General features: G+C 38.1%; 20 protein-coding genes. 10 read left to right on the top strand and 10 right to left on the bottom strand.

The annotated features are described in order from the left end of the window. Window positions 1-73: 73 nt before the first annotated feature. On the top strand, window positions 74-784 hold the full coding sequence (gene pyrF, locus OC457_RS09015) for an orotidine-5'-phosphate decarboxylase (RefSeq protein WP_080173159.1): 711 nt from the start codon (window positions 74-76) through the stop codon (window positions 782-784). A gap of 96 nt (window positions 785-880) precedes the next feature. On the opposite strand, the gene OC457_RS09010 is transcribed toward pyrF, so the two are convergent. The 6 genes from OC457_RS09010 to pspF all read right to left on the bottom strand — a co-directional run bounded on the left by OC457_RS09010 (window position 881) and on the right by pspF (window position 7,326). Next, window positions 881-1,705, bottom strand: coding sequence for a peptide ABC transporter ATP-binding protein (locus OC457_RS09010; RefSeq protein ID WP_080173160.1), 825 nt, complete (start codon window positions 1,703-1,705; stop codon window positions 881-883). Then, complete coding sequence (locus tag OC457_RS09005) at window positions 1,702-2,700, bottom strand: peptide ABC transporter ATP-binding protein (RefSeq protein ID WP_080173161.1); 999 nt, start codon at window positions 2,698-2,700, stop codon at window positions 1,702-1,704. Before OC457_RS09005 ends, OC457_RS09010 begins: the two co-directional genes overlap by 4 nt. Before the next feature lies 1 nt (window position 2,701). Further along, window positions 2,702-3,589, bottom strand: a complete 888-nt coding sequence (sapC, locus tag OC457_RS09000; RefSeq protein WP_080173162.1) for a putrescine export ABC transporter permease SapC — start codon at window positions 3,587-3,589, stop codon at window positions 2,702-2,704. Further along, on the bottom strand, window positions 3,576-4,538 hold the full coding sequence (locus OC457_RS08995; protein WP_080173163.1) for an ABC transporter permease: 963 nt from the start codon (window positions 4,536-4,538) through the stop codon (window positions 3,576-3,578). Before OC457_RS08995 ends, sapC begins: the two co-directional genes overlap by 14 nt. A gap of 3 nt (window positions 4,539-4,541) precedes the next feature. Continuing rightward, the gene (sapA, locus tag OC457_RS08990) at window positions 4,542-6,161 is read right to left on the bottom strand and encodes an ABC transporter substrate-binding protein SapA (RefSeq protein ID WP_080173164.1); all 1,620 of its coding nucleotides are present in this window, start codon (window positions 6,159-6,161) and stop codon (window positions 4,542-4,544) included. Window positions 6,162-6,297: 136 nt separating this feature from the next. Then, a complete protein-coding gene (gene pspF / locus OC457_RS08985; RefSeq protein ID WP_080173165.1) occupies window positions 6,298-7,326 on the bottom strand; it encodes a phage shock protein operon transcriptional activator in 1,029 nt (342 codons plus the stop codon). Window positions 7,327-7,544: 218 nt separating this feature from the next. On the opposite strand from pspF, the gene pspA reads away from it, so the two are divergent. From pspA to tyrR, 6 genes are all read left to right on the top strand, one after another. Then, complete coding sequence (pspA, locus tag OC457_RS08980; protein WP_080173166.1) at window positions 7,545-8,213, top strand: phage shock protein PspA; 669 nt, start codon at window positions 7,545-7,547, stop codon at window positions 8,211-8,213. A 75-nt stretch (window positions 8,214-8,288) separates the two neighbouring features. Beyond that, window positions 8,289-8,516: an envelope stress response membrane protein PspB gene (gene pspB, locus OC457_RS08975; RefSeq protein ID WP_045026590.1), complete on the top strand. Its 228-nt coding sequence runs from the start codon at window positions 8,289-8,291 to the stop codon at window positions 8,514-8,516. Beyond that, window positions 8,516-8,902, top strand: a complete 387-nt coding sequence (gene pspC / locus OC457_RS08970; RefSeq protein WP_080173167.1) for an envelope stress response membrane protein PspC — start codon at window positions 8,516-8,518, stop codon at window positions 8,900-8,902. The genes pspB and pspC overlap by 1 nt, the downstream gene beginning before the upstream one ends. Window positions 8,903-9,040: 138 nt before the next feature. Beyond that, a complete protein-coding gene (locus tag OC457_RS08965; RefSeq protein ID WP_080173168.1) occupies window positions 9,041-10,438 on the top strand; it encodes a YcjX family GTP-binding protein in 1,398 nt (465 codons plus the stop codon). Beyond that, window positions 10,435-11,466 (top strand): YcjF family protein, encoded by a 1,032-nt coding sequence (locus OC457_RS08960; protein WP_080173169.1) that lies wholly within the window; start codon window positions 10,435-10,437, stop codon window positions 11,464-11,466. Before OC457_RS08965 ends, OC457_RS08960 begins: the two co-directional genes overlap by 4 nt. Window positions 11,467-11,777: 311 nt before the next feature. Continuing rightward, window positions 11,778-13,316 (top strand): transcriptional regulator TyrR, encoded by a 1,539-nt coding sequence (gene tyrR / locus OC457_RS08955; RefSeq protein WP_080173170.1) that lies wholly within the window; start codon window positions 11,778-11,780, stop codon window positions 13,314-13,316. Window positions 13,317-13,397: 81 nt separating this feature from the next. Here the strand turns inward: tyrR and OC457_RS08950 are convergent, their stop codons facing one another. Beyond that, the gene (locus tag OC457_RS08950; RefSeq protein ID WP_080173171.1) at window positions 13,398-13,892 is read right to left on the bottom strand and encodes a methylated-DNA--[protein]-cysteine S-methyltransferase; all 495 of its coding nucleotides are present in this window, start codon (window positions 13,890-13,892) and stop codon (window positions 13,398-13,400) included. Window positions 13,893-14,055: 163 nt separating this feature from the next. On the opposite strand from OC457_RS08950, the gene rimJ reads away from it, so the two are divergent. Beyond that, window positions 14,056-14,640: a ribosomal protein S5-alanine N-acetyltransferase gene (rimJ, locus tag OC457_RS08945; RefSeq protein ID WP_080173172.1), complete on the top strand. Its 585-nt coding sequence runs from the start codon at window positions 14,056-14,058 to the stop codon at window positions 14,638-14,640. Between the two features lie 95 nt (window positions 14,641-14,735). Here rimJ and pyk read toward each other — a convergent pair whose 3' ends face one another. Together pyk and OC457_RS08935 are read right to left on the bottom strand one after the other, a co-directional pair. Further along, on the bottom strand, window positions 14,736-16,181 hold the full coding sequence (pyk, locus tag OC457_RS08940) for a pyruvate kinase (RefSeq protein WP_080173173.1): 1,446 nt from the start codon (window positions 16,179-16,181) through the stop codon (window positions 14,736-14,738). Between the two features lie 203 nt (window positions 16,182-16,384). Continuing rightward, window positions 16,385-17,242: a MurR/RpiR family transcriptional regulator gene (locus tag OC457_RS08935; protein ID WP_080173174.1), complete on the bottom strand. Its 858-nt coding sequence runs from the start codon at window positions 17,240-17,242 to the stop codon at window positions 16,385-16,387. Window positions 17,243-17,587: 345 nt separating this feature from the next. Here OC457_RS08935 and OC457_RS08930 point away from each other — a divergent pair, with 345 nt between their 5' ends. Next, on the top strand, window positions 17,588-18,421 hold the full coding sequence (locus OC457_RS08930) for an NAD-dependent epimerase/dehydratase family protein (RefSeq protein ID WP_080173175.1): 834 nt from the start codon (window positions 17,588-17,590) through the stop codon (window positions 18,419-18,421). Between the two features lie 530 nt (window positions 18,422-18,951). Here OC457_RS08930 and OC457_RS08925 read toward each other — a convergent pair. Beyond that, on the bottom strand, window positions 18,952-20,205 hold the full coding sequence (locus tag OC457_RS08925) for an L-lactate MFS transporter (RefSeq protein WP_080173176.1): 1,254 nt from the start codon (window positions 20,203-20,205) through the stop codon (window positions 18,952-18,954). A 916-nt stretch (window positions 20,206-21,121) separates the two neighbouring features. Here OC457_RS08925 and OC457_RS08920 point away from each other — a divergent pair. After that, window positions 21,122-23,371: an acyl-CoA dehydrogenase gene (locus OC457_RS08920; RefSeq protein ID WP_210436054.1), complete on the top strand. Its 2,250-nt coding sequence runs from the start codon at window positions 21,122-21,124 to the stop codon at window positions 23,369-23,371. Window positions 23,372-23,423 lie beyond the last annotated feature (52 nt).

Raw genomic sequence — 23,423 nt, 5'->3', positions numbered from 1 at the left:
TCAATTGATGTAAAATTCTGCCGGCGGTGGGATAACCGTTCAGTGGATGTATTTAGATATAATAGGAGCCTCAATGCTAGACGCTAAAGTAACAGACCCTAAAGTAATCGTTGCCCTTGATTATGACAATCAGCATGAGGCACTCGCTTTTGTCGATCGTATTGAGCCGGGAAGTTGTCGTTTAAAAGTCGGCAAAGAAATGTTTACTTTTTTTGGCCCTGATTTCGTGCGTCAACTGCATGATCGGGGCCATTCTGTATTTCTAGATTTAAAATTTCATGATATTCCAAATACCTGTTCAAAAGCAGTAAGAGCTGCGGCTGAATTAGGCGTGTGGATGGTGAATGTGCATGCCAGTGGTGGTGAGCGCATGATGACAGCATCGCGTGAAATTCTTGAGCCATACGGTAAAGATCGCCCATTACTTATTGGTGTTACGGTATTAACCAGTATGGAAGCAAGTGATCTAGCGGGAATTGGTATTGCATGTCAGCCGCAACAACAAGTATTAAACTTAGCGACATTAACTAAAAACAGCGGTCTTGATGGTGTTGTTTGTTCTGCACAAGAAGCGGGTTTATTAAAAGCACAACTTGGACAACAATTTAAATTGGTAACGCCTGGTATTCGTCCTGTTGGGAGTGAAGCGGGTGATCAGCGTCGAGTGATGACACCTGTTGAAGCTATTGGCGTAGGATCTGATTATTTGGTGATTGGTCGCCCTATTACTCAGGCAAGCGATCCAGCAGCAGTATTAGCTGCAATCAATAAAACATTGGCATAAATTTAATATATTAAGCAAACGATAACGCCAGTATTTTTTACGTAATAATACTGGCGTTACTTTAGCAACTAATAACTAATAACTAATAACTAATAACTAATAACTAATTTTAGGGGTGCTATTGAGGATCCGTGTACTCTTTTCTCGTGTTGGTGAACTAAAGTGACTATCGAGGAGTTTTTGGGTCAGAGAATGCTTAGGGTTATCAAACACGTTAGCTGTACGTCCTTTTTCAACCACTTCACCATCTTGCATGACCATGACTTTATCACTGAAATGTTTCACTACCCCCATATGCTGCGATACATAAACATAAGACAAGCCCATCTCTTCTTGCAATTCAAGTAGCAGGTTTATCATCTGTGAACGCATTGACATGTCTAAGCCATTTAATGCTTCATCGGCGACAATAATACAAGGTTGTAAAATCAATGCTCGAGCGAGAGATACACGTTGTTTTTGTCCTGTTGCGAGCATTTGAGGGTAAAAATAGGCATGTTCTGGCAGTAAACCCACTCGTTTAAGCGTATCCATAATACGTCGCTCACGGGCTTGTGGGGTCATATTTGTATTTCGTTTTAATGGTCCTTCAAGAATGCGTCCAATTTGAATACGCGGATTTAACGCGGTATTAGGATCTTGAAAAATCATTCGAATCAATTTACAGCGGGTTTGATAATCATGGTGATGAAGTTGCTCACCATTAACGCGTACAATGCCTTCTGTTGGTGTTATTACGCCAGCTAGCATTTTAGCTAATGTTGATTTTCCTGATCCATTCTCACCTAATAGAGCGATAGTTTCGCCTGCATTTAACTGAAATGAAACTGGTTTTACCGCTTCGATTGTACGACGACGGAATAAGCCAGAACGATAATGATAATCTTTTTTTAGATTTACAACTTCAAGTAATGAGCTCATTTATTATCATCCTTCATATTCAGCGGGAAATGACAGCTAAATTTATGACTTTTGATTTTTTGACGCTTAGGCACTTCAACACATTTGCGTTGTGCATAAGGACAACGAGGCCCTAAACGACAGCCTATTGGTAGATGTTGGAGTGGGGGGATAGAACCCGGTAATGTTTCTAATTTACATTTATGGCTGATACCAAGAGAAAAATCAGGCATTGCCCGCATCAGTGCAGCAGTGTAAGGGTGATGAGGCAACTCAAGTAATTGCTTTGATGTTCCAGATTCTACTGATTGCCCACAATACATTACGGTGATTCTATCCGCCCATTGGGTCACGGTATTTAGATCATGACTGACTAATAGAATCGTTGTATTACCTAATTGGTTCATACGGCTCAGTAAGCGAAAAATCTGCGCCTGAGTAATTGGGTCAAGATCGTTAGTTGGCTCATCGGCAATTAATAGTCGAGGACGGTTAGCAATCGCCATTGCAATCATTACTTTTTGGCATTCACCATCAGTTAATTCATAAGGATAACTGCGCATGATCCGTTTATGTTCTTTAATGCCCACCTTATGTAATAGCGCAATAGCTTGCTTTTGACGCCAATGAAAACGCTGCCAAAATCGACCACTAAATGATGATGATGGAATAGCTTCTTCTAACTGTTCACCAATACGCTCAGAAGGATCAAGACAGGTTGACGGCTCTTGGAAAATCATTGCAATTTCGCGACTAACAATTTTACGGCGCTGACGAGGTGATAATGCGAGTAAATCGACATCACCCAAACGCATGCGGTCAGCGTTAACTCGCCAGTTGTCTTTACATACACCAGCAATGGCTTTAGCAACTAAGCTTTTACCAGAGCCAGATTCTCCCACTAAACCACGAATTTCGCTTTCGTTAATGGTTAGACTCATGCGATCAACCGCTTTTACCATCCCTTGAGGGGTATCTATTTCGATGGTTAAGTTACGTATATCGAGTAATGGCATGTTAATCAATTCCCGCGTTAAGTGCTTGACGCATACCATCACCAACAAGGTTTATGACTAATACGCTAAACATAATCGCAAGCCCTGGCAGTGTGACTGTCCATGGCGCAAGATAAATAAGATCAATCGAATCCCCAAGCATTGCACCCCATTCTGGCTGTGGCGCTTGTGCACCTAAACCAAGGAAACCAAGTGCAGCAATGTCCATAATTGCGACTGAAATAGCACGTGTCATTTCAGTGGTTATGGTGGTTAGAATGTTAGGTAATATCGAATTATAAAGAAGGTAAAAGCTGTTAGCACCATCAAGACGTGCTGCAATAATGTAGTCTTTAGCGACTTCTATATGAACAGCGGTATAGACTGCACGAATAAACCGTGGAATTAATGCCAGCCAAATGGCAAATAAAATGTGAGTCTCTCCGGGTCCCATATAAGCAACAACAATTATTGCGAGTAACAATGATGGAATAGATAATACAGTATCTAATATATGGTTAAGAAAACTTGATTTAAGACCGCTGCTCATGCCTGCTAAAATACCAATTAGTAGACCAATGATACTGGATGCAAATGCAATTAATAAAGCATAGCCAAAGGTTAATTGGCTACCGATTAATAGTCGCGATAAAATATCACGTCCAAGATCGTCAGTACCAAAAAAGAAGGATACATGCCCTGAATTATCCCATGAAGGTGGCATCAGTAGTTCACCGACTTGTTCTATCGCAGAATAAGGTGCTAACCAGCGAGCATTTACCGTAATTAATAACAGAGCTAATAGGCTCCATAAACCAAACATAGCTAACGAGTTAGCACGAAAATTTTGCCATGATCGTTCCCACTGTGTAGGGATAGTTGCTTCTTGGTAAACACTATTTGATGGCATACCATTCTTTCCTTACCAATGGATTAATAATTGCACCAATAATATCAGATAAGATATTGGCTAATAGAATAAAGCCACCCACAGTAATAACACCCGCTTGAATAGCAACATAGTTTTGAGCTGCAATCGCATTAAGTAGCCAACGTCCAACACCCGGCCAATTGAATATAGATTCAGTTAACATCGCAAATGTCATCATGGCTGCAAACTGCATTCCAAGTTTAGGAATGATCGGCGGAATAGCATTTTTCATACCATGACGACGTACAATTTCAAAGGTTGAAAGACCTTTAGTTTGTGCAACTTTGATATAATTTTTGGTCATGACTTCGGCAATAGATGCACGTGTTAAACGAATAACTTCAGTTGTTGGTGCCATTGCTAATACAATTGTGGGTAAAACGAGGTGTTTTATTGCATCAAAGAAAGCTTCCATACGGTATGGCTTATCAGAGAGTAAGATATCAATTAAAGCAAAACCTGTAACATGATTAAATTGATACAATAAGCTATAACGGCCTGAAACAGGCAACCAACCTAAGTTTAATGAAAAGAGCAAGATAAGTAACATTGCAAGCCAAAACAAAGGAATGGAATAACCTAATAATGTAATTGAGCTTATGATGGTATCAATAGGGTAGCCACGACGGACTCCGGCAATGGTACCTAAAGGAATACCAATGATTAAAGATAACAAAAAAGCAAAAAAACATAACTCTAATGTGGCTGGAAATACTTTGAGTATCTCAGTGCTCATTGGAATCCCCGTTGGACTAATACCTAAGTTACCTGAAAGTAAATTTTTTAGGTAAATAAACCAACCTTGCAAAAATGGTTCATATGCCCATTGCAGTTGGGTATCAAGTCTTAAAATACTGAAACTAACAATCGTTAGAATAAGTAATGTAATAATGAATAGATTTAAGCGACGTATAGTGTAAATAAACATACTTTACTCAGTCCGATAGACGCTGGAAAATGAACGCGAGCCGAAAGGACTCATTTGCAGTCCGCCGAGTGTTTTATTGTGTGCTTGAAAATGCACACCATGAGCAAGAGGAATGATCGGGAGTTGTTGATCAAGAATATCTTGCGCATGTTGATAGTAGTTGAGTCGTTGTTGAGTTTTATTGGTACGTAATGCGAGCTCAATTAAATTATCGAATTGAATATCACACCAATTAGCAACATTTAAACCAGCCTGTTTAGCATTACAAGACAGTAATGGGCGCAAGAAATTGTCGGGATCACCATTATCAGCAATCCAACCTGCGAGCATCATATCGTATTTATTCATATCATTAACACCAAGCCGACCAATGTTATCTTGATGATAAATAATTACATTAATGCCAATTGCTTTGAGGTTTGCTTGTATGAGTTCCGCTGTTTTTTGTGGGCTTGGGTTATAAGGTCGAGATTCTAAAGGAACCCACATGGTTAATACTTGATCGGTGTTATAGCCAGCTTGTTTAAGTAATGCTTTGGCTTTTTTAGGATTATAAGTAATGGTTTTATTATCATTATTATAAGCCCATGATGTTGGTGGTAATAAGCTTTTTGCTTTAGTTGCCGTGCCGTAATAAACTGAATTTAGAAGAGTATTTCTATTAATGGCATAATTTATTGCCTCTCGAACCTTGATGTTATTCAATGGCTTAAGATCAGTGTTCAGCGCTAGAAAAGAGACGTTCATCCCCGTTTGTGCTAATAATTCATAATTATCATTATCTGTTATTACTGGTAATTGACTAGCAACGGGTGAGGCTAAGACGTCACATTCCGTACTTAATAATTTAGTTAAGTTACCCATACCACGAGAAGAGATATCAAATACCACTTGCTCCATTGGTGCGACACCTTGCCAATAACCAATATGGTGTTTTAACCGAATAAGATCGTTAGGTATAAACTGATCGACATAAAAAGGTCCAGTACCAATAGGACGACTATCCAATTTTCCAATTTGACCTGATTTTAATAATTGTTTGCCATATTCTGCAGAATAAACGACGGCATAACTGGTGGCTAAATTAGATAAAAATGAGTTATCAGGACGTCTTAGGGTAAATTGAACCGTATGAGGATTAAGTGCTTTAATCTCTTCGATATCATTAGCAAAACCAAGGCTTTCAAACCATGGATAGCGTCCCCCTGAAATATGATGGAAAGGATTATCAGGGTTAATTACGCGATCAAAGCTGAATACAACATCTGCTGCATTCATGGTGCGCGTTGGAGTAAACCATGTGGTTGTTTGAAACTGCACACCTTGACGAAGTGTGAATGTATACACTAAACCATCATCACTGACTGTCCAGCTTTTAGCAAGATCAGGTAGTGGTTTATGGCTAACGGGATCGAGTAAGAGCAGACGGTCAAAAATTTGTGCCGAAAGGGTTTCTGCTGTTAGTCCACCGTCTGTTAACTGAGGATTAAGTGTTGTTGGCGTATCTTGACCACAATAGACAAACCCGCTTCGTTGGGTAATAGAATCTGTTGTTGGTTGTTTACAGCCACTAAAGGTTAATAAAACCAAACTAGCAATAAAAAGACGATAGTAAGCGCTCATATTTAATAGGCGTTATTTGAAATTAAGTTTTTAAATTTAACATTTTCCATCTCACTCACCAAGTTATCCCGCTTGTTTTAAATTAAATTAGCGAAAAAGCGTCAATTATGTTGAATAGCAGTCTTAATTTGGTTGATTAATCACCATTAACATTGATGTCATATTTACGAATTAATCCTCTTAGTTGATGGTAACTAAGGCTTAATAACTCAGCGGCTTTTGTTTGATTAAATTTAGCTAATACTAAAGATTGTTCAATCCAAATAATTTCTTGTTGCTGTAGTTGTTGACGTAAATCAATAGGGAATGTCAATGTGGAGGTATTCGATTTGGTTAATGCTACGCTGGTTTCAGGTTGAGATTGCTGAGGATGTTCGGTGCTAGGTTGATCCCATGGCGTAGTGAAGGGATCGATTATAATCGTATTGATAACCTCATTTTCAATTGCATGTCTAAACACTGAACGCTCAACAACGTTTTTTAGTTCACGAATATTACCCGGCCATGAATAGTTTAATAATTGTTGTTGAGCTTGGTAACTAAAACCAGCAAAGTAACTAAAATTCATTTCACGGCACATACGTACAGCATAGTGTTCGGCTAATGGTAAAATATCATCAACTCGTGCTCGGAGTGGCGGTAAATGGATCACTTCAAAGGCTAATCGATCTAATAAATCAGCACGAAATTTACCGTCAGCGGCTAATTGTGGTAGGTTTTGATTCGTTGCGCAGATCAATCGGACATTGGCTTGGCAACTCTTATTGCCTCCAACTCGCTCATATTCACCATATTCGATTACGCGTAATAGTTTTTCTTGAACCCCCATTGGTGCTGTAGCAAGTTCATCTAAAAAAAGAGTACCATTTTCAGCGCGTTCAAACCGTCCTTGGTGGCGACCTTTTGCACCTGTAAATGCGCCCGCTTCATGACCAAAAAGTTCAGAATCAATTACGCCATCAGCGAGTGCGGCACAGTTTAAGCTAATTAGTGGCTGATCCCATCGTGTTGATAGATAATGAATTCTCTGTGCAATCAGCTCTTTACCTGTACCGCGCTCACCTAAAATAAGCACTGGGCGGTTAAGTGTTGCAAGGCGTGATGCGTGATCAAGTACTGCTAAAAAAGCGTCTGATTCACCGATCAAATTTTCGGTTTTTCTCATTGGTCAATCTCACTAAAATTTAGTTTTATTCACTATATCATTGTTGGCTGAAATGCCACTATATTTATTTAGTTTATTAAAAACAACAAGTTAAAAGTTGGCACGTAAGTTGATATGTATATAAAAGAATTGCACCTCACATGACAACATAACGTGAGTCTGATGATATAAACCGTTTTTTGAGCATAATTCAGGGCGGTTGACTAAGGAGTTTGATTATGGGTATTTTTTCTCGTTTTGCTGATATTGTAAATGCAAATGTAAATTCATTGTTAGATAAGGCCGAAGATCCACAAAAGTTAATTCGCCTTATTATTCAAGAAATGGAAGATACATTGGTTGAAGTGCGTACTTCATCAGCTCGAGCATTAGCAGACAAAAAAGAACTGCGTCGCCGTATTACTGCTATTGAAGCACAGTCAACGGATTGGCAGCAAAAAGCCAGTTTAGCGATTCAAAAAGGGCGTGAAGATCTTGCTCGTGCCGCATTAATTGAAAAACAAAAATTGGTTGATGTTGCGTTAACATTAAATGAAGAATATAAATTAGTTGACGAAACAATTGATAAGTTATCGTTAGAAGTGGCTGAACTTGAACGTAAATTATTAGAAACTCGTGCTCGCCAGCAAGCATTAGTGACCCGTCATAAAGCGGCAGATACGCGTCGAGATGTACGTCGTCAACTTGATACAAGTAAAGTAGATGAAGCAATGTCGAAGTTTGAACAATATGAACGTCGTATTGATGAGATGGAAGCAGAAGCAGATAGCTATAGTTTTGGTCGTGGAAAAAGCTTAGAGTCAGAATTTGCTGATCTTCAAGCACAAGATGATATTGAAAAAGAGCTTGAGCGTTTAAAAGCAAGCATGAATGATAAGCAACAGTAATTGTAAGGTATTGCCTTTTCAATAATAGAAAAACAATAATAGTGCTATTACCTTTGCGTGAAAGGAGAACAACAAATGTCGATGGGTTTTATTAGTGTTCCATTAGTGGTGTTTATGATTGTTGTGGCGCCATTGTGGTTAATTCTTCATTACCGCAGTAAGCGTAAATCAGGTGAGGGATTATCTGGAGAGGACCACCAAAAGTTAGAAACCTTAGTGGCGCGCGCAGAGGTAATGCAAGAGCGCATTGTTACGCTTGAGCGAATTCTTGATGCCGAAGCGCCACAATGGAGGCAAAAGTAATGCGTAAAACATTATACCGAGATCCTAAAAACGGTAAATTAGGTGGTGTTTGTGCAGGTTTAGCTGAATATTTTGGTGTTGAAATTTGGTTGATGCGTATTTTAGCCGTAACTGCTTTTTTATTGGGCGTCGGTTTTTTTGCAACGGTAGCCTATATTGCAGCTTGGTTAATTTTAGATAAGATGCCTTTACAGCGAAAAGAACAACAACATCAACATACGGAACATAATGTTAAGCAAAAGCCGTGGCAAACAGGACAGTCAGCACAACAGATTTTGCATAATGTGGAGGCTGAACTTACACGTAGTGAAGTGAGCATTCAAAAAATGGAAGCTTATGTAACGTCATCAGCCTTTAAAGTTGATCGTGAATTTAATAAACTTTAGTGTGAAAATCTAAAGTGCTTGATGTTATTTATGTAGATTATGTCTATAAATAATATCAATATTAAGCAGGTACTGATGGTTCAGGCCTGCTTTTTTTATGGTTGTTTATCAAACCATATATGTTAATTAGGAACCGTAATGAATCGAATTAGCAATGAAGTCGATAAATGGATTAACCGCAGCCTTGATCGCCATGTGCGTCTTGCGGTAACAGGCTTATCACGAGCAGGAAAAACGGCCTTTATTACCTCACTGATTAATCAGTTATTACACGTAAGTACCAATCCTCGATTACCTATGTTTTCAGCAGTAAGAGAAGGCTATTTATTGGGTTCAAAACGTGTACCACAATTAGATATGCATATACCTAAATTTGGTTATGATGAGGGAATTAATGCCTTATTATCTTCACCGCCAGCATGGCCTCAGCCAACCTGTGATGTCAGTCAAACGCGATTAGCCTTACGTTTTAAGCCGCAAAAAGGGGCGTTAAAACTGTTTCAAGACACTGCCACCTTGTATCTTGATATTATTGATTATCCTGGTGAATGGTTATTAGATTTACCGCTGCTTGATCTTGATTTTATAAGTTGGTCTAAGCAGCAAGCTCAGGCATTAAAAGGACAACGTTTAGCATTAGCACAGTCATGGTTGGCAATGGGAGAACAGTTTGATCCATTTGCGCCGGCTGATGAGGCATTAATTGAAACGATAGCCGCATCGTTTACGGATTATTTGCATCAATGTAAAGCTGAAGGTGGTTTACATTGGGTTCAACCGGGGCGATTTGTGTTACCGGGAGAGTTAGCTGGCGCACCAGTGTTGCAGTTTTTTCCAATGGTATGGACCAATAAATACACTGAGCAGCAACTAGCCACTGCCACAGAAGACAGCAATTTTGGTATGCTAAAAAAACGCTATAAGTATTACCAACAACATGTTGTGAAGGCTTTTTACAATGATCATTTTTCTAAGTTTGATCGGCAAATTGTATTAGTAGATTGTCTACAGCCATTAAATGCAGGATATGAATCGTTTAATGATATGCGCCAAGCGTTAGATCAACTGATGCAAAGTTTTAAATATGGTCGTAGTTCAATGCTACGTCGACTGTTTGCTCCACGCATTGATAAGGTGTTATTTGCAGCAACAAAAGCGGATCATATTACGCCAGAGCAACATCCAAACTTAGTCGGATTATTACAGCAATTAGTTAATGAAGCATGGCAAACAGCCTCGTTTGAAGGGATTTCCATGGATTGTGTTAGTTTGGCATCGGTTCAAGCTAGTGAACCTGGATTTGTGAGTTATCAAGGTAAACAAGTACCCGCATTACGTGGAACTGATATTGAAGGCAATGCACAAACATTCTTTCCTGGTGATGTGCCGCGACGATTACCCAATCAAGATTTTTGGAATAATAATGGATTTGATTTTATTAACTTACGTCCTTTACCACAGCAAATAGATGAACCTTTACCACATATTCGAATGGATAAAGCATTGGAATATCTATTGGGAGATAAATTGCAATGACAGAGCCATTAAAAGCAAAAATAGTGTTTGATGAAGCGCAGCAGCCATTAAGTGATCAACAACCCGATTTAACCGTAAAAATGCACTTTGAACAGCAAAGTGAATTTTTACCGGATACTGTTGAAAGTACAGAAGTTGAAAGTGAGCAGACACTTGGACAAATTTTAGCGGCTAAGCCTAAGCGCCGTCACCGTTGGCTCAAAGGACTAATAGTCGCAGGTGCTGCAATGGTTGGCTGGCAGACAGTCGATCATGTAATGACAGCTTATCAAACAGGTAATTGGTTATCATTAGGATGGAGTGCGATTGTTGCTGGTATCGCTGTGGCGGGTATTGGTGCGTTAGGGCGTGAATTAATTAATTTACGTCGTTTAAAACAGCGCCAAACAGAACGAGATCAAGCACATCAGTTATTAACAGCTGATGGCATTGGTTCAGGAAAAGCGTTTTGTGTGAAATTAGCTAAATTAAGCCAAATTTCAACAGATAATCATGGGTATGATCGTTGGCTACACGCACTAGGTGCGACCCATAATGATCGGGAAGTGTTGGCTCTTTATGATCAAATGGTGGTGAGTCAGCAAGATAAGTTAGCACGACAGTTAGTTGCTAAATACTCGAGTGAAGCTGCATTAATGGTCGCTTTGAGCCCATTAGCGGTCGCTGATATGTTGCTTGTTGCTTGGCGTAACTTTCGTTTAATTGAACAGGTTTCTGCGGTATATGGTATTGAACTGAGTTATTGGTCACGGATAAAATTAGTCAAGTTAGTACTTGCTAATATGGCTTTTGCTGGAGCATCTGAAGTGGTGGCTGATTTAGGCATGGATATGCTTTCAATGGATCTTGCTGGGCGAATGTCAACACGAGTAGCACAAGGTGTCGGTGTTGGTTTACTAACAGGTCGATTAGGACTTAAAGCGATTAACCTTATGCGTCCATTACCGTGGATGGAAGGTGAGCAGCCAAAACTAAGTGAAATTCGTCGTGATTTATTAAGTCAATTAGGTAAGCAAGATAAGAGCTAACGAATAAGTGAATACCAAATAAAAAAGAGAGCTTCGGTTCTCTTTTTTATTACCGCAAATATCTATTTTATATTAAATCTATGCATATGCGATCTCGTGGCTTGACTCATTAATAGGTTCGTCGCACACTGGCATAACTGTCAGGAATAGTTGACAGTATACACTTGTAAATACTTTTAATTGTGTGGATTGGGCCTCTCAGAAATAAAGCCTAACACTATGATTATTATTTGTATTATTAAAACGATTATCTTAAGTAGATAACTGTAATTAATTATACACAGAAGATGAATAACAAGAAGGTGTAAACGATGAGATTACAGGTATTTTGCGAAGATAGAGTGGGCATGACCCGTGAATTACTGGATATTCTAACCAGCCAAAAAATTGATCTTCGTGGGATTGAAATTGATCGCATTGGTATTATTTATTTAAATTGTCCTGAAGTTGAGTTTGAACAATTTAGTCAATTAATGTCACAAATTCGTCAGTTAGATGGTGTGACAGATGTACGTAAAATACAGTTTATGCCCAGTGAACGTGAACACACTGAGTTATCGGCTTTATTACAGACTTTACCTGATCCATTTTTCACTATTAATTTAAATGGCAAAGTGGATTTTGCAAATCAGGCCGCTGAGAAATTAATGGGTCATCATAGTGATGACTTATTCAATGAAAATATACATTCTTTACTTGGGTTTAATTTTTCCCGCTGGTTAGATAAAAATCAGGCGCAAAAGCACAGTGAGATCGTAGTTATTGCAGGGTTAGATTACCAAATGGATATCATGCCTGTATTGGTAAGTGATGATGCATCTGAGCCTGTACTGGTTAGTGCTTTGATTTTATTGAAGTCACTTTCTGAAGCTAAAATGCCTGTTGTTATGCGTGGTATTCATGGCGACAGTGGCTTTGAGCATTTGATTGGTCATTCATCGCGATTTAAACATTTATTAGGGCAAGCAAAGAAGTTGGCATTACTAGATGCGCCTTTACTTATTCAAGGTGAAACAGGAACGGGTAAAGAGATGTTAGCCCGTGCTTGTCATCAACGTTCAGTGCATCGAGATAACCCGTTTTTAGTGGTTAACTGTATATCGATGCCTGATAATGCAGCAGAAACTGAATTGTTTGGTTGTATTGGAAGTGTTAATGAACCTGCTAAAAAAGGTATTTTTGAGCAAGCCGCTGGTGGTACTGTATTTCTATATGAAATCGGTGAGATGTCAAAACACTTGCAGATTAAATTATTACGTTTTTTACAGGATGGTACTTTCCGTCGAGTAGGTGAAGAAGCCGAAATAAAAGTATCAGTACGGGTAATTTGCTCTACTCAAAAAAGATTATTAGATCTTGTTGCAGATGGAGTGTTCCGTGAAGATCTGTACTATCGACTTAATGTTCTTGCTTTAGTGGTGCCACCATTGCGAGAGCGTATTGCTGATATTGTTCCATTAGCTGAATTATTCTTAGCACAATTTGCTCAAGAGTTATATCAACCCAAACCTTCGTTATCTGAAGAATTAGCTCTAACGCTTAAGCAATATGCTTGGCCGGGGAATATTCGTCAATTGCGTAATGTGTTATTTCGTGCGATGACACAAGTCGAAGGGGACGAAATGACGGCTGCTGATGTGCAATTACCTGAAAATGAATCAACGGCCGTTTTTAGTGAAGAAACGTTAACGGGATCATTAGATGCGATAATGAAGCGTTATGAATCTGGTATTTTGTCTAATTTATATCAGAGTTATCCATCAACCCGTAAATTGGCTAAACGATTAGGCGTTTCTCATACTGCCGTCGCGAATAAACTCCGTGAATACGGTCTTAGCAAACGTAACTGATGATTAAGTATGAAAAAAAGAGATAGCTATTATTGCTATCTCTTTTTTTTATAACAAATAATGAAAACTATGGAATTAAGATCAGTCGTTCTGATGCGCTTCTAGCAAGATAGTATCGCCTGCTTCTAAGGCTAATAGTAGTGCGACAATATCTTCGCCATAACGATAACCACATAATGAATTATGACTATTTAATACGCGGTGGCAGGGGATCACAATAGGGATAGGGTTGACATTTTTAGCCATACCGATCGCTTGGGTTGCTTTGGTATTGCCAATATTTGCAGCTATTTGCTCGTAGGTGACGGTTTCACCATAGGGAACGTCAGCAATAGCATGCCATATTTGTTGTTGAAACAAGGTGCCTTGTGGAGCGAGAGGGAAGGTGAATTTTTGTCTAGAGCCGATGAGGTATTCTTTGAGTTGTCTAATGAAGGGCGCCATAAACTCGGGGTTATATTGCCATATTTCATTAGGGCTATAGCTGGGGCTCATGATCGACAGTTGTCGCAGACCTTGATGATCTGCCAGTAACATAATGCTTCCCAGTTCTGTTTCAATACAATCGTAATACATCAATAACTCACTAAAGGCGTAATAATTAATAACATTGACTGATAAAGAGTAACAGACAACGCTGTGCTAATATATCGAATATTGAATGTGGCTTGTATTCAATATCATGTAAACTCATAAAATGTGCGTTATATCAATTAACATTGTCATGTCGAGGTCGTACTTGTTTCATTCAATTATACATCGCTCATCAACTATTGTACTTGATGATATAAAAATTCGCTTGGTTGAAATGCGAGATGCCGAACAAATTACAGCATACTACCAGCGTAATCGCCATTTTCTTGCTCCGTGGGAGCCGTTACGGCACGAGGCTTTTTTTAGTTTAGCGGGTTGGCAACAACGTCTGGAACAAATTGCGACTTTACATCGTCACGAAATGGCTTTTTATTTTGTTATTGAGCATCGTGAAACAAACACTATTATCGGGGTGATTAATCTTAGCAATTTAGTAAAGTCACCTTTTTATGCTTGTCATGTGGGCTATTCATTAGATCAAGATTATCAGGGTAAAGCAGTGATGCGTCGTGCACTAGCGGCAGTGTGTGAGTGGATTTTTGTTGATAAACATTTTCATCGCATTATGGCTGCGTATATGCCTCATAATAATAAAAGTGGCAGTGTATTAACCGCTGTGGGTTTTGAGAAAGAAGGGTTAGCGAAAGATTATTTATTGATCAATGGTCAATGGCAGGATCACATCTTAACATCATTAGTGAATCCCAACTGGTCACTGCCAATCAACTGAGTTTATTTTAAAACTAAAAGGCTGAGAATACGAACTCAGCCTTTGCCATTAATAACTATTAATGATGTATTTATAACAGTGCCATTAATTAACGATTAATCTACCGTTAATATACGCATATTATTGGTCGATCCAACGGTATCCATTTTATCACCTTGCGTAATAATGGTTAAATCACCAGGCTGTACATATCCTGCTTCTTTTAAAACATTCAGGGCATGTTTTGCCGCATCCAAGCCTGCATCACTATCACGATCAAAAAAGACAGGTGTAACACCACGGTATAATGCTGTCTGATTGAGGGTTGTTTTATTTCGGGATAATGCAAAAATAGGTAATCCTGATGAAATACGAGACATTAAGCGTGGTGTACGACCCGATTCTGTCATTACTACAATTGCTTTAATACCAACCATATGATTGGCAGCATACATAGTTGCCATAGCAATGGTTTCTTCAGGGTTTGAGAATTTACGATCTAAACGGTGATTAGAGATATTAATGCTAGGCTCTTTCTCGGCACCAAGACAAACACTGGCCATGATTGTGACCGTTTCAACCGGGAATTCACCTGCTGCTGTTTCTGCTGATAACATAACAGCATCAGTGCCATCTAAAACCGCATTAGCAACGTCCATTACCTCTGCTCGAGTGGGCATTGGGCTTGTGATCATAGATTCCATCATTTGAGTCGCGGTAATAACGGTACGGTCAAGACTACGAGCGCGACGGATCAGTTTTTTCTGTACGCCAACAAGTTCAGGATCGCCAATTTCAACCCCTAAATCACCACGAGCAACCATCACTACATCAGAGGCTAAAATAATGTCATCCATCGCTTCAGTGGTTGCAACCGTTTCTGCTCGTTCTACTTTTGCTACTAATTTAGCCGTTAGTCCCGCTTCCGTTGCTAATTGACGAGCATAATGCATATCTGCACCATTACGAGGAAAAGAAACCGCAAGGTAATCAACATTCATGGCTGCCGCTGTAATAATGTCGGCCTTGTCTTTTTCAGTTAATGCTGCTGCGGATAAACCACCCCCTTTTTTATTAATACCTTTATTATTAGATAACGGACCAGCAACGGTAACAATGGTATGTACTTTATTACCACTGACTTCTGTTACTTGTAGTTGAACACGGCCATCATCAAGTAATAACACATCACCTTTAATAACATCATTAGGCAGTTCTTTATAGTCCAAGCCAACGGCATCTTGATGACCTTCACCTTTAGGTAAATCACTATCAAGAGTAAACTTATCGCCAATACTCAGTTGGATTTTTCCATCTTTGAACGTGGATACACGAATTTTAGGGCCTTGAAGATCCCCTAAAATAGCCACATGTTTACCCAAACGTGCCGCTATTTCACGAACTTGTTGAGTGCGAAGAATATGATCTTCAGGACTACCATGGGAAAAATTCATGCGAACCACGTTAGCACCTGCTGCAATGATTTTTTCTAGGTTATTATCGCGATCAGTTGCAGGTCCGAGGGTGGTCACAATTTTGGTACGTCTTAGTTGTTCTGACATTAATAAGCTCCATGTAAATAAACTGATTTATCTATCCAATATGATTGCAGTACATAAGTTATGGGATAAATGAGGTATGTATAAATGCGACTTAGCAATTTAAGATTAAGCTAAGCTAATGATAGGTATTATCAAACAGAGATATAACGAAGAGAGTGCTGTAATACATATCCGCGAAGCCGAAACTTCGCGATATAAATGTATTACCGTAGATGGCGCTCTTTAGAAAATCGAGAGTCTTTAAGTGAGTCTTTTACACGCTTTAAGTTATCGCGAAAACTTGATCCTCGACGCAATGTAAAGCCAGTAGCAAGCACATCAATGACTGTCATTTGTACAACTCGACTTGCCATTGGCATATAAATGTCGGTGTCCTCTGGAACATCAAGGCAAATTGCTAATGAACATTCGCGTTCTAGCGGTGAATGTTTTGCGGTAATACCAATAACTGTCGCGCCATTTTCGCGCGCCATTTGTGCTATTTCAACGAGACTTTTGGTGCGGCCTGTATGTGAAATAACAACGACAACATCGCCATCGCTACAATTAATAACACTCATACGCTGCATGACTATGTCATCAAAACAAACGATTGGAATATTGAACCGAAAGAATTTATTTTGTGCATCATGTGCTACAGATGCTGAAGCACCTAACCCAAAAAAAGATATTTTTTTTGCTTGAGTCAATAAATCAACAGCTCGGTTGATTTGCATTGGATCAATACTATTTTTGGCAACATCTAAGCAGGCCATTGTTGATTCAAATATTTTAGCTGTGTAAGCATCTGGGCCATCATTTTCTTCAACATTACGGTTTACATAAGGGGTACCGTTTGCCAAACTTTGAGCTAAATGTAGTTTAAAGTCAGGGAAGCCTTTGGTATCAAGTCGACGACAAAAACGGTTAACGGTAGGCTCACTTACATCTGCCATTTTAGCCAATGTTGCGATGCTAGAGTGAATAGCTGTCTGTGGCGAGGCGATAATCACTTCCGCTACTTTACGTTCAGATTTGCTGAAGTGTTCTAAGTTATTTTGTATTTTTTCTATGGTATTCATAGGTATTTATGCACTTCGTTATTGAATTTCATTTGTAGCATTCTTGTCATCAAGCTACTCATATAATGAAACTATACTACTTAACTATTAACATATCATCGCTATTCGCAGCATTTTTCAGGGTCTTCTTATTATATTTTGATCAAGATCGACTTTTTATTTTCATAATTGAAATTTACAAAACAAACAATGTTAATTTTTGTTGTTTTATTTTACCAGTTATGGATATTTGTTTTATAAATAAAGACTTATTTTAAGCAGTGAAATAAATAATAGTGATTATGTTTGAGTATTTTTGAATAAAATACGCAATGTAATTAAATTCAAATATCAAAAGGAAAGCTAATGAAAGTCAGTATTTGTGGCTGTGGTTGGTTGGGGTTGCCATTAGCATTATCGCTAAAATCTCAAGCTATTGATGTCTGGGGGTCTAAGACTACGATTGAAGGTGTTAATATTTTACAACAGCAGGGAATTAAGGGCTGTTTATTAACATTACCTTTTATTGAGCGTGTTAATTCAGAAATAGAACAATTTTTAGCAACGGATGTATTGATCATCGCTATCCCGCCTGGCCGTAAAAATCTTGATCCGCACGCTCATATTGAAAAGGTCATGTCGTTAGCAACTGCAGCGAAGCAGGTAGGGTGTCAACGGGTTATTTTTATTAGTACCACCTCTGTATATGATTCATTGCAAGGAGAGGTATTAGAAACAACGCCTGTTAGCCCTAATTCAGCTTCTGGAAAATTACATTACGCATTAGAGCAGCAGTTACGTCAGCAATGGCAACAGCAATTAACAGTGTTACGTTTGTCGGGATTAATTGGGCCACGGCGACATCCAGTAACATTTTTATCTGGTCGTCAACAGCTGAGTGGTGGTAAACAGCCTGTTAATTTAGTGCATTTAGATGATTGTATTCATGCTATCTCTGCCATTATTTGTCAGTCTCCTTCAATGTCGGTTATGCATTTAGCCGCTAGTACACATCCTTGCCGTGAACAATATTATACTGAGATGGCGATTAAATCACAGTTACCACTTCCTGAGTTTATAGCTAATGATAATAATATGGATGGGAAAATAGTAAATTCAAATCAAACGCTTACAGAGTTAGATATGACGATGCAACATGATGATCTGTTACTAGGTACACCGCAAATAGCATTATTATGAGAATAAAATAAGCAAAAAAAAACGCTGAAATAAATATTTCAGCGTAAAAAACAAAAAATTACAATTAGGAGTTAAAGCAGTAGTAGCAATTTAAATTACAGATGTATGTCTGACGGCCTGAAAAACAAAATAACCATCTATAATTTTAATTCTTATATAGTCAGACTGCGTATTAATGAAAGAGTTCCATTTTATTTTAAAAAGATTTAATTATTTTTTAGTCTGTATATTTTTCATTAGTGATCGCTTGATGAATCGTTATGTTGAGGACAAAAAAATCCCGCTGACAAATATCAACGGGAAGGAGATTATCCAAAAAAAATACAATTAGGATTTAAAGCAGTAGTAGCATTTACAATGATAAAAATTATTTAGAGACTATCTCTTAATATATCTTTATCAGTATCAATATATATAAGACTCGCAATATATATAAAGGTTCCTAAAATAATTATTTTTTTTTACTTTAAAAGTGATTTTTATTGTAACTCTATGATTCAAAGTGTTTATTACACTAACTGTTTGTAGTGTTACGCTGTTACTTTTACTGTGCTTGTTTGTGTTACGTTCGATACTGGTTGTGGCTGCTTCTTTGGATTTTTAATGAAAAGAGAGAACACAAATGCGATCGCCATAATAATCGTTGAGTAGAAATAAGCTAATTGATAGTTACCGGTAGTATCAACAGCCGTTGCGGCAATAACTGGACCAATAAAACCACTCACTCCCCAAGCTGTGTAAACTACACCATAGTTTGTGCCATAGTTTTTCAGACCGTAAAAACCAGCGGTTAGTGACGGGAACACTGCTGGTAATGTGCCATAACATAGTCCCGCAATTGCCATACCTATAATTAAGCTAATATGCGTGCTGTAATGGGGGAATAGGATCATATTGGCAATCGATAGTATAAATGACAATGATAATGTTTTTAAGCCGCCAATCTTATCGCAAAGCATACCGGCTAAAACACGACCAAATGTGTTAAATAACGCTAAAATAACCACAAGGTGGGCAGCGTCTGTCATGTTCGCTTGTATTGCTGCAATTGATGTAATATTACCGATGATCATTAAGCCTGTTGAAGACGCACATAAGTACATAATCCAGATACTGTAAAATTGTGATGTTTTAAGCATTGATGTCCACTTTACTTCTATTTGTGGAACAATGACTTTTTTCTCGGTTTGTTTTGTTGATACTGAAGCAACAGGCACATAATTTTCGGATGGATTAGTTATCGTAAATGCGAGTGGTGTTGCGATACATAATAAAGCGACGCCAAGAATATTGAAGCTATAATTGATACCATAGTTGGCAATTAATGATGTGATCAGTGGTGCTAAATAAACGCCCGCTAAACCAAAACCTGCGGCAATTAGACCATTGACTAATCCACGTTTAGACGGATGGAACCATTTCATTGCTGCTGGACTTAAACAGGCATAACTAAAGCCAATACCACCACCGGCTAAAATACCAAAAGTAAAGATTAATTGTGTAGGGTTTGTTACATACCCTGATGTGATAAGGCCTAAACCTGCGAAAATAATGCCAGTAATTAATACTAACTTAGGACCAAATTTGTCTTGCAGAATACCAGCTAAAAGAAGAGTTATAGAAAATGTGATGATAGCAACGGTATATGGAAGTGAAGCTTCAGCATTTGTCCAACCAAGATTGATAACAAGCGCTTTTTTAAAAACACTCCAAGTAAATAGAATACCAATACATAAATTAATACAAAAACCAGCAATAAGAATTTGTTTTGCTCTGTCAAACATGAAATTTCTCTCTAATAATATTTATATGTCATATGGTATATAAATAGATCTGCATAATATCAAATTGAAAATAAATATTACGTTATTATTCTTCTAGGGGATTTTAATGATAAAAATAGTATTAGCAAGTTAAGATTATAATAAATTAAAAATAATTTAACTACATGATTTTTATGTATTTTTGTATTATTCGTTTAATTCAAATAAATAAAATAAAATTACCATTTGTATTATGTATTACAAATAAGTTATAGGTATTTTTTAATGTTTAAAATATATTTACAGTGGATTTTAAGGCTAATTAATAGAACTAAAAATAATGATATTTAAATAACCATGTTATTTAAATATATATTAATAAGTACGATTAAAAATTAAAAAATGAATGGGCGGCTATTAATAAAAAGCATCATTTAAAGGTATTTCTATTTGTAACATTAGGTTTCTATTTGTGTATTTTCTTTTTTATTTTTGAGTGTTATAAGTCGTAATGTGAATGGCGGTGATTAAATAATGAAGAGAGGGCCATAAAGAAAAACCTACCTCAAAATGAAGTAGGTTACGAAGAATATTCTTCAATAAAAAAGCAGTTATTTTTATAAGACAACTTTTGTTGGTATTTGTTCCTATGTACAGATTAAATCATATTGACTATCTAGGTTCCGTTACTAGTAACATTGTTCCAATTTACTTTTTAGAATTGATTGAGTGAAACAAGAGTAGATAGTTTTTTTAGAGTGTGATGTAAACGTATTGTTAAATTATATCGTGTTATATATTATTTAGATAAGTATCTTATAACAGTGAAGGGCGCGATTTATTGGTTCATATCGTGGTTAACTCACTATCAAAAAATATCGTGATAAATAACAGAAATCAGTATCACACTACTTTGAATCACAAAAGGATATGCATTATGAGCTCGTTATCAACCATGCGTAAAGGTTATTTAAGTGATCCTGTTTTTAAACGCTTTAAAACATTATTACCGCCACTATCAAATACTGAAAAAGAAGCAATGGAAGCGGGCAGTGTGTGGTGGGATGGTGAGTTATTTGGTGGTAATCCACAATGGCAAACATTACTTGATTATCCTAAGCCAACATTAACGCAAGAAGAACAACACTTTATTGATACAACACTGCAAACCTTATTAGCAATGCTAAATGATTATCAAATTGTGCAGCAACAAAAAGATTTACCAGAAGAAGTTTGGCAATTTTTACGCCATGAAAAGTTTTTTGCATTAATTATTAGTAAACAATATGGCGGACTTGATTTTTCAGCGCATGCTAATTCAACTATTGTGGCACAGATAGCGACGCGAAGTTTAAGTGCTGCAGTGTGTGTGATGGTGCCTAATTCCCTAGGACCTGGGGAATTACTGACTCATTATGGTACTCAACAACAAAAAGAGTATTGGTTGCCACGACTTGCTAATGGGGAAGATATTCCTTGTTTTGCGTTAACGGGTCCAGAAGCAGGTTCTGATGCTGGAGGTATTCCAGATGAGGGCGTTGTCTGTTATGGCGAATATAACGGTGAGCAAGTACTCGGCTTAAACCTTACATGGAATAAACGCTATATTACGCTTGCCCCCGTTGCGACAGTACTTGGGCTGGCTTTTAAAATGAAAGATCCTCAAGGTTTACTTGGCGATAACATTGATTTAGGTATTACCTGTGCGTTGATTCCGGCTGATCATACTGGTGTTGAAATTGGTGAGCGCCATGATCCACTTAATATGGCATTTATGAACGGCCCTACACGTGGTCATAATGTGTTTATTCCATTAGATTGGATTATTGGTGGTCAAGATTATGCTGGAAAAGGCTGGCGAATGCTGGTGGAGTGCTTATCTGCTGGGCGTGGTATATCTTTACCTGCTTTAGGTACGGCTGTTGGGCATTTAGCAGCAAGAACAACGGGAGCTTATGCTGTTGTTCGTAAGCAGTTTGGAATGCCGATTGGTAATTTTGAAGGTGTCGCACAAGCACTGGGTCGTATTGGTGGTTTTACTTATATGCTAGAAGCGGCTCGAACCTTGACAACCACAGCGTTAGATATGGGGCAAACACCAGGAATCGTGACCGCCATCGCTAAATATCATATGACAGAGATGTCTCGAACTGTTTTAAATGATGCGATGGATGTACATGCGGGAAGGGCGATTCAATTAGGGCCAATGAATTATTTAGGGCATCATTATTTTGGTATTCCAGTGGCGATAACGGTTGAGGGAGCCAATATAATTACCCGTAATCTAATGATCTTTGGTCAAGGTGCTACCCGTTGTCATCCTTATGTGCTTGATGAAATGGCGGCTGCCGCGAATCCTGATGCAGAACAAGGGATGAAAGATTTTGATAGCTTGTTGATGAAGCACATTGGTTTTGCAACTCGTAATATAACCAAGTCATTATTAAATGCAGTCAGCGGCAGTTGTTTTAATCGTTCTCCTGTTAGCGGTGAAACACGCCATTATTATCGTCATTTAAATCGTATGTCAAAAGCACTCGCTGTTTGTGCAGATATATCAATGCTGAGCTTAGGCGGTGAATTAAAACGTCGAGAGTTATTATCTGCTCGCTTAGGTGATGTGTTGAGCTATTTATATTTAGCATCTGCAACGTTGAAACGATTTGAAGATCAAGGTCGTCAACAACAAGATCTACCATTAGTTGATTATGCGTTACAGCATTGCTTGCATCAATGTGGAATAGCTTTTGATGAAGTATTTACAAATTTCCCTCGCAAAGGAGTAGGGCGCATATTACGGTTATTAACATTCCCTGTTGGTATTCGTTATTCTGCACCTAAAGATGAGGTTAGTATTCGTATTGCAGCATTATTAATGACACCGAGTGTGCATCGTGATCGACTAACACATTTATGTTATGTCGGAGATAAGAATGATGATCCCGTTGCAATAATGGAGCGTGCATTTATTGCATTGCATGAGATCAAACCTTTGGAACGTAAATTAATGCAAGCAACACGCAATGGTGAGATCCCACGCAAAGCTTTATTAAATAATAAGTTACAGTTAGCTTTGGATGCGGGAGTGGTCACAGAAGAAGAGGTTAAAAGAATAGAAAATGCAGAGCAACTAAGGCAGAAAGCGATCCAAGTTGATCATTTCTGTGCTAACCATTTTAATAACTAAGTCTGCTACCAGGAAAGGCAACTTAGGGTACTTAGTCTTTGAACTATAAACC

Source organism: Photobacterium toruni (assembly GCF_024529955.1).
Lineage (GTDB): Bacteria > Pseudomonadota > Gammaproteobacteria > Enterobacterales > Vibrionaceae > Photobacterium > Photobacterium toruni.
This window is presented reverse-complemented; position numbering and strand designations above follow the sequence as displayed.

Excerpts from the sequence above, each read along its gene's own strand:
- pyrF (WP_080173159.1), top strand. The coding sequence starts at position 74 with ATGCTAGACGCTAAAGTAACAGACCCTAAAGTAATCGTTGCCCTTGAT.
- OC457_RS09010 (WP_080173160.1), bottom strand. The coding sequence starts at position 1,705 with ATGAGCTCATTACTTGAAGTTGTAAATCTAAAAAAAGATTATCATTAT.
- OC457_RS09005 (WP_080173161.1), bottom strand. The coding sequence starts at position 2,700 with ATGCCATTACTCGATATACGTAACTTAACCATCGAAATAGATACCCCT.
- sapC (WP_080173162.1), bottom strand. The coding sequence starts at position 3,589 with ATGCCATCAAATAGTGTTTACCAAGAAGCAACTATCCCTACACAGTGG.
- OC457_RS08995 (WP_080173163.1), bottom strand. The coding sequence starts at position 4,538 with ATGTTTATTTACACTATACGTCGCTTAAATCTATTCATTATTACATTA.
- sapA (WP_080173164.1), bottom strand. The coding sequence starts at position 6,161 with ATGAGCGCTTACTATCGTCTTTTTATTGCTAGTTTGGTTTTATTAACC.
- pspF (WP_080173165.1), bottom strand. The coding sequence starts at position 7,326 with ATGAGAAAAACCGAAAATTTGATCGGTGAATCAGACGCTTTTTTAGCA.
- pspA (WP_080173166.1), top strand. The coding sequence starts at position 7,545 with ATGGGTATTTTTTCTCGTTTTGCTGATATTGTAAATGCAAATGTAAAT.
- pspB (WP_045026590.1), top strand. The coding sequence starts at position 8,289 with ATGTCGATGGGTTTTATTAGTGTTCCATTAGTGGTGTTTATGATTGTT.
- pspC (WP_080173167.1), top strand. The coding sequence starts at position 8,516 with ATGCGTAAAACATTATACCGAGATCCTAAAAACGGTAAATTAGGTGGT.
- OC457_RS08965 (WP_080173168.1), top strand. The coding sequence starts at position 9,041 with ATGAATCGAATTAGCAATGAAGTCGATAAATGGATTAACCGCAGCCTT.
- OC457_RS08960 (WP_080173169.1), top strand. The coding sequence starts at position 10,435 with ATGACAGAGCCATTAAAAGCAAAAATAGTGTTTGATGAAGCGCAGCAG.
- tyrR (WP_080173170.1), top strand. The coding sequence starts at position 11,778 with ATGAGATTACAGGTATTTTGCGAAGATAGAGTGGGCATGACCCGTGAA.
- OC457_RS08950 (WP_080173171.1), bottom strand. The coding sequence starts at position 13,892 with ATGTATTACGATTGTATTGAAACAGAACTGGGAAGCATTATGTTACTG.
- pyk (WP_080173173.1), bottom strand. The coding sequence starts at position 16,181 with ATGTCAGAACAACTAAGACGTACCAAAATTGTGACCACCCTCGGACCT.
- OC457_RS08935 (WP_080173174.1), bottom strand. The coding sequence starts at position 17,242 with ATGAATACCATAGAAAAAATACAAAATAACTTAGAACACTTCAGCAAA.
- OC457_RS08930 (WP_080173175.1), top strand. The coding sequence starts at position 17,588 with ATGAAAGTCAGTATTTGTGGCTGTGGTTGGTTGGGGTTGCCATTAGCA.
- OC457_RS08925 (WP_080173176.1), bottom strand. The coding sequence starts at position 20,205 with ATGTTTGACAGAGCAAAACAAATTCTTATTGCTGGTTTTTGTATTAAT.
- OC457_RS08920 (WP_210436054.1), top strand. The coding sequence starts at position 21,122 with ATGAGCTCGTTATCAACCATGCGTAAAGGTTATTTAAGTGATCCTGTT.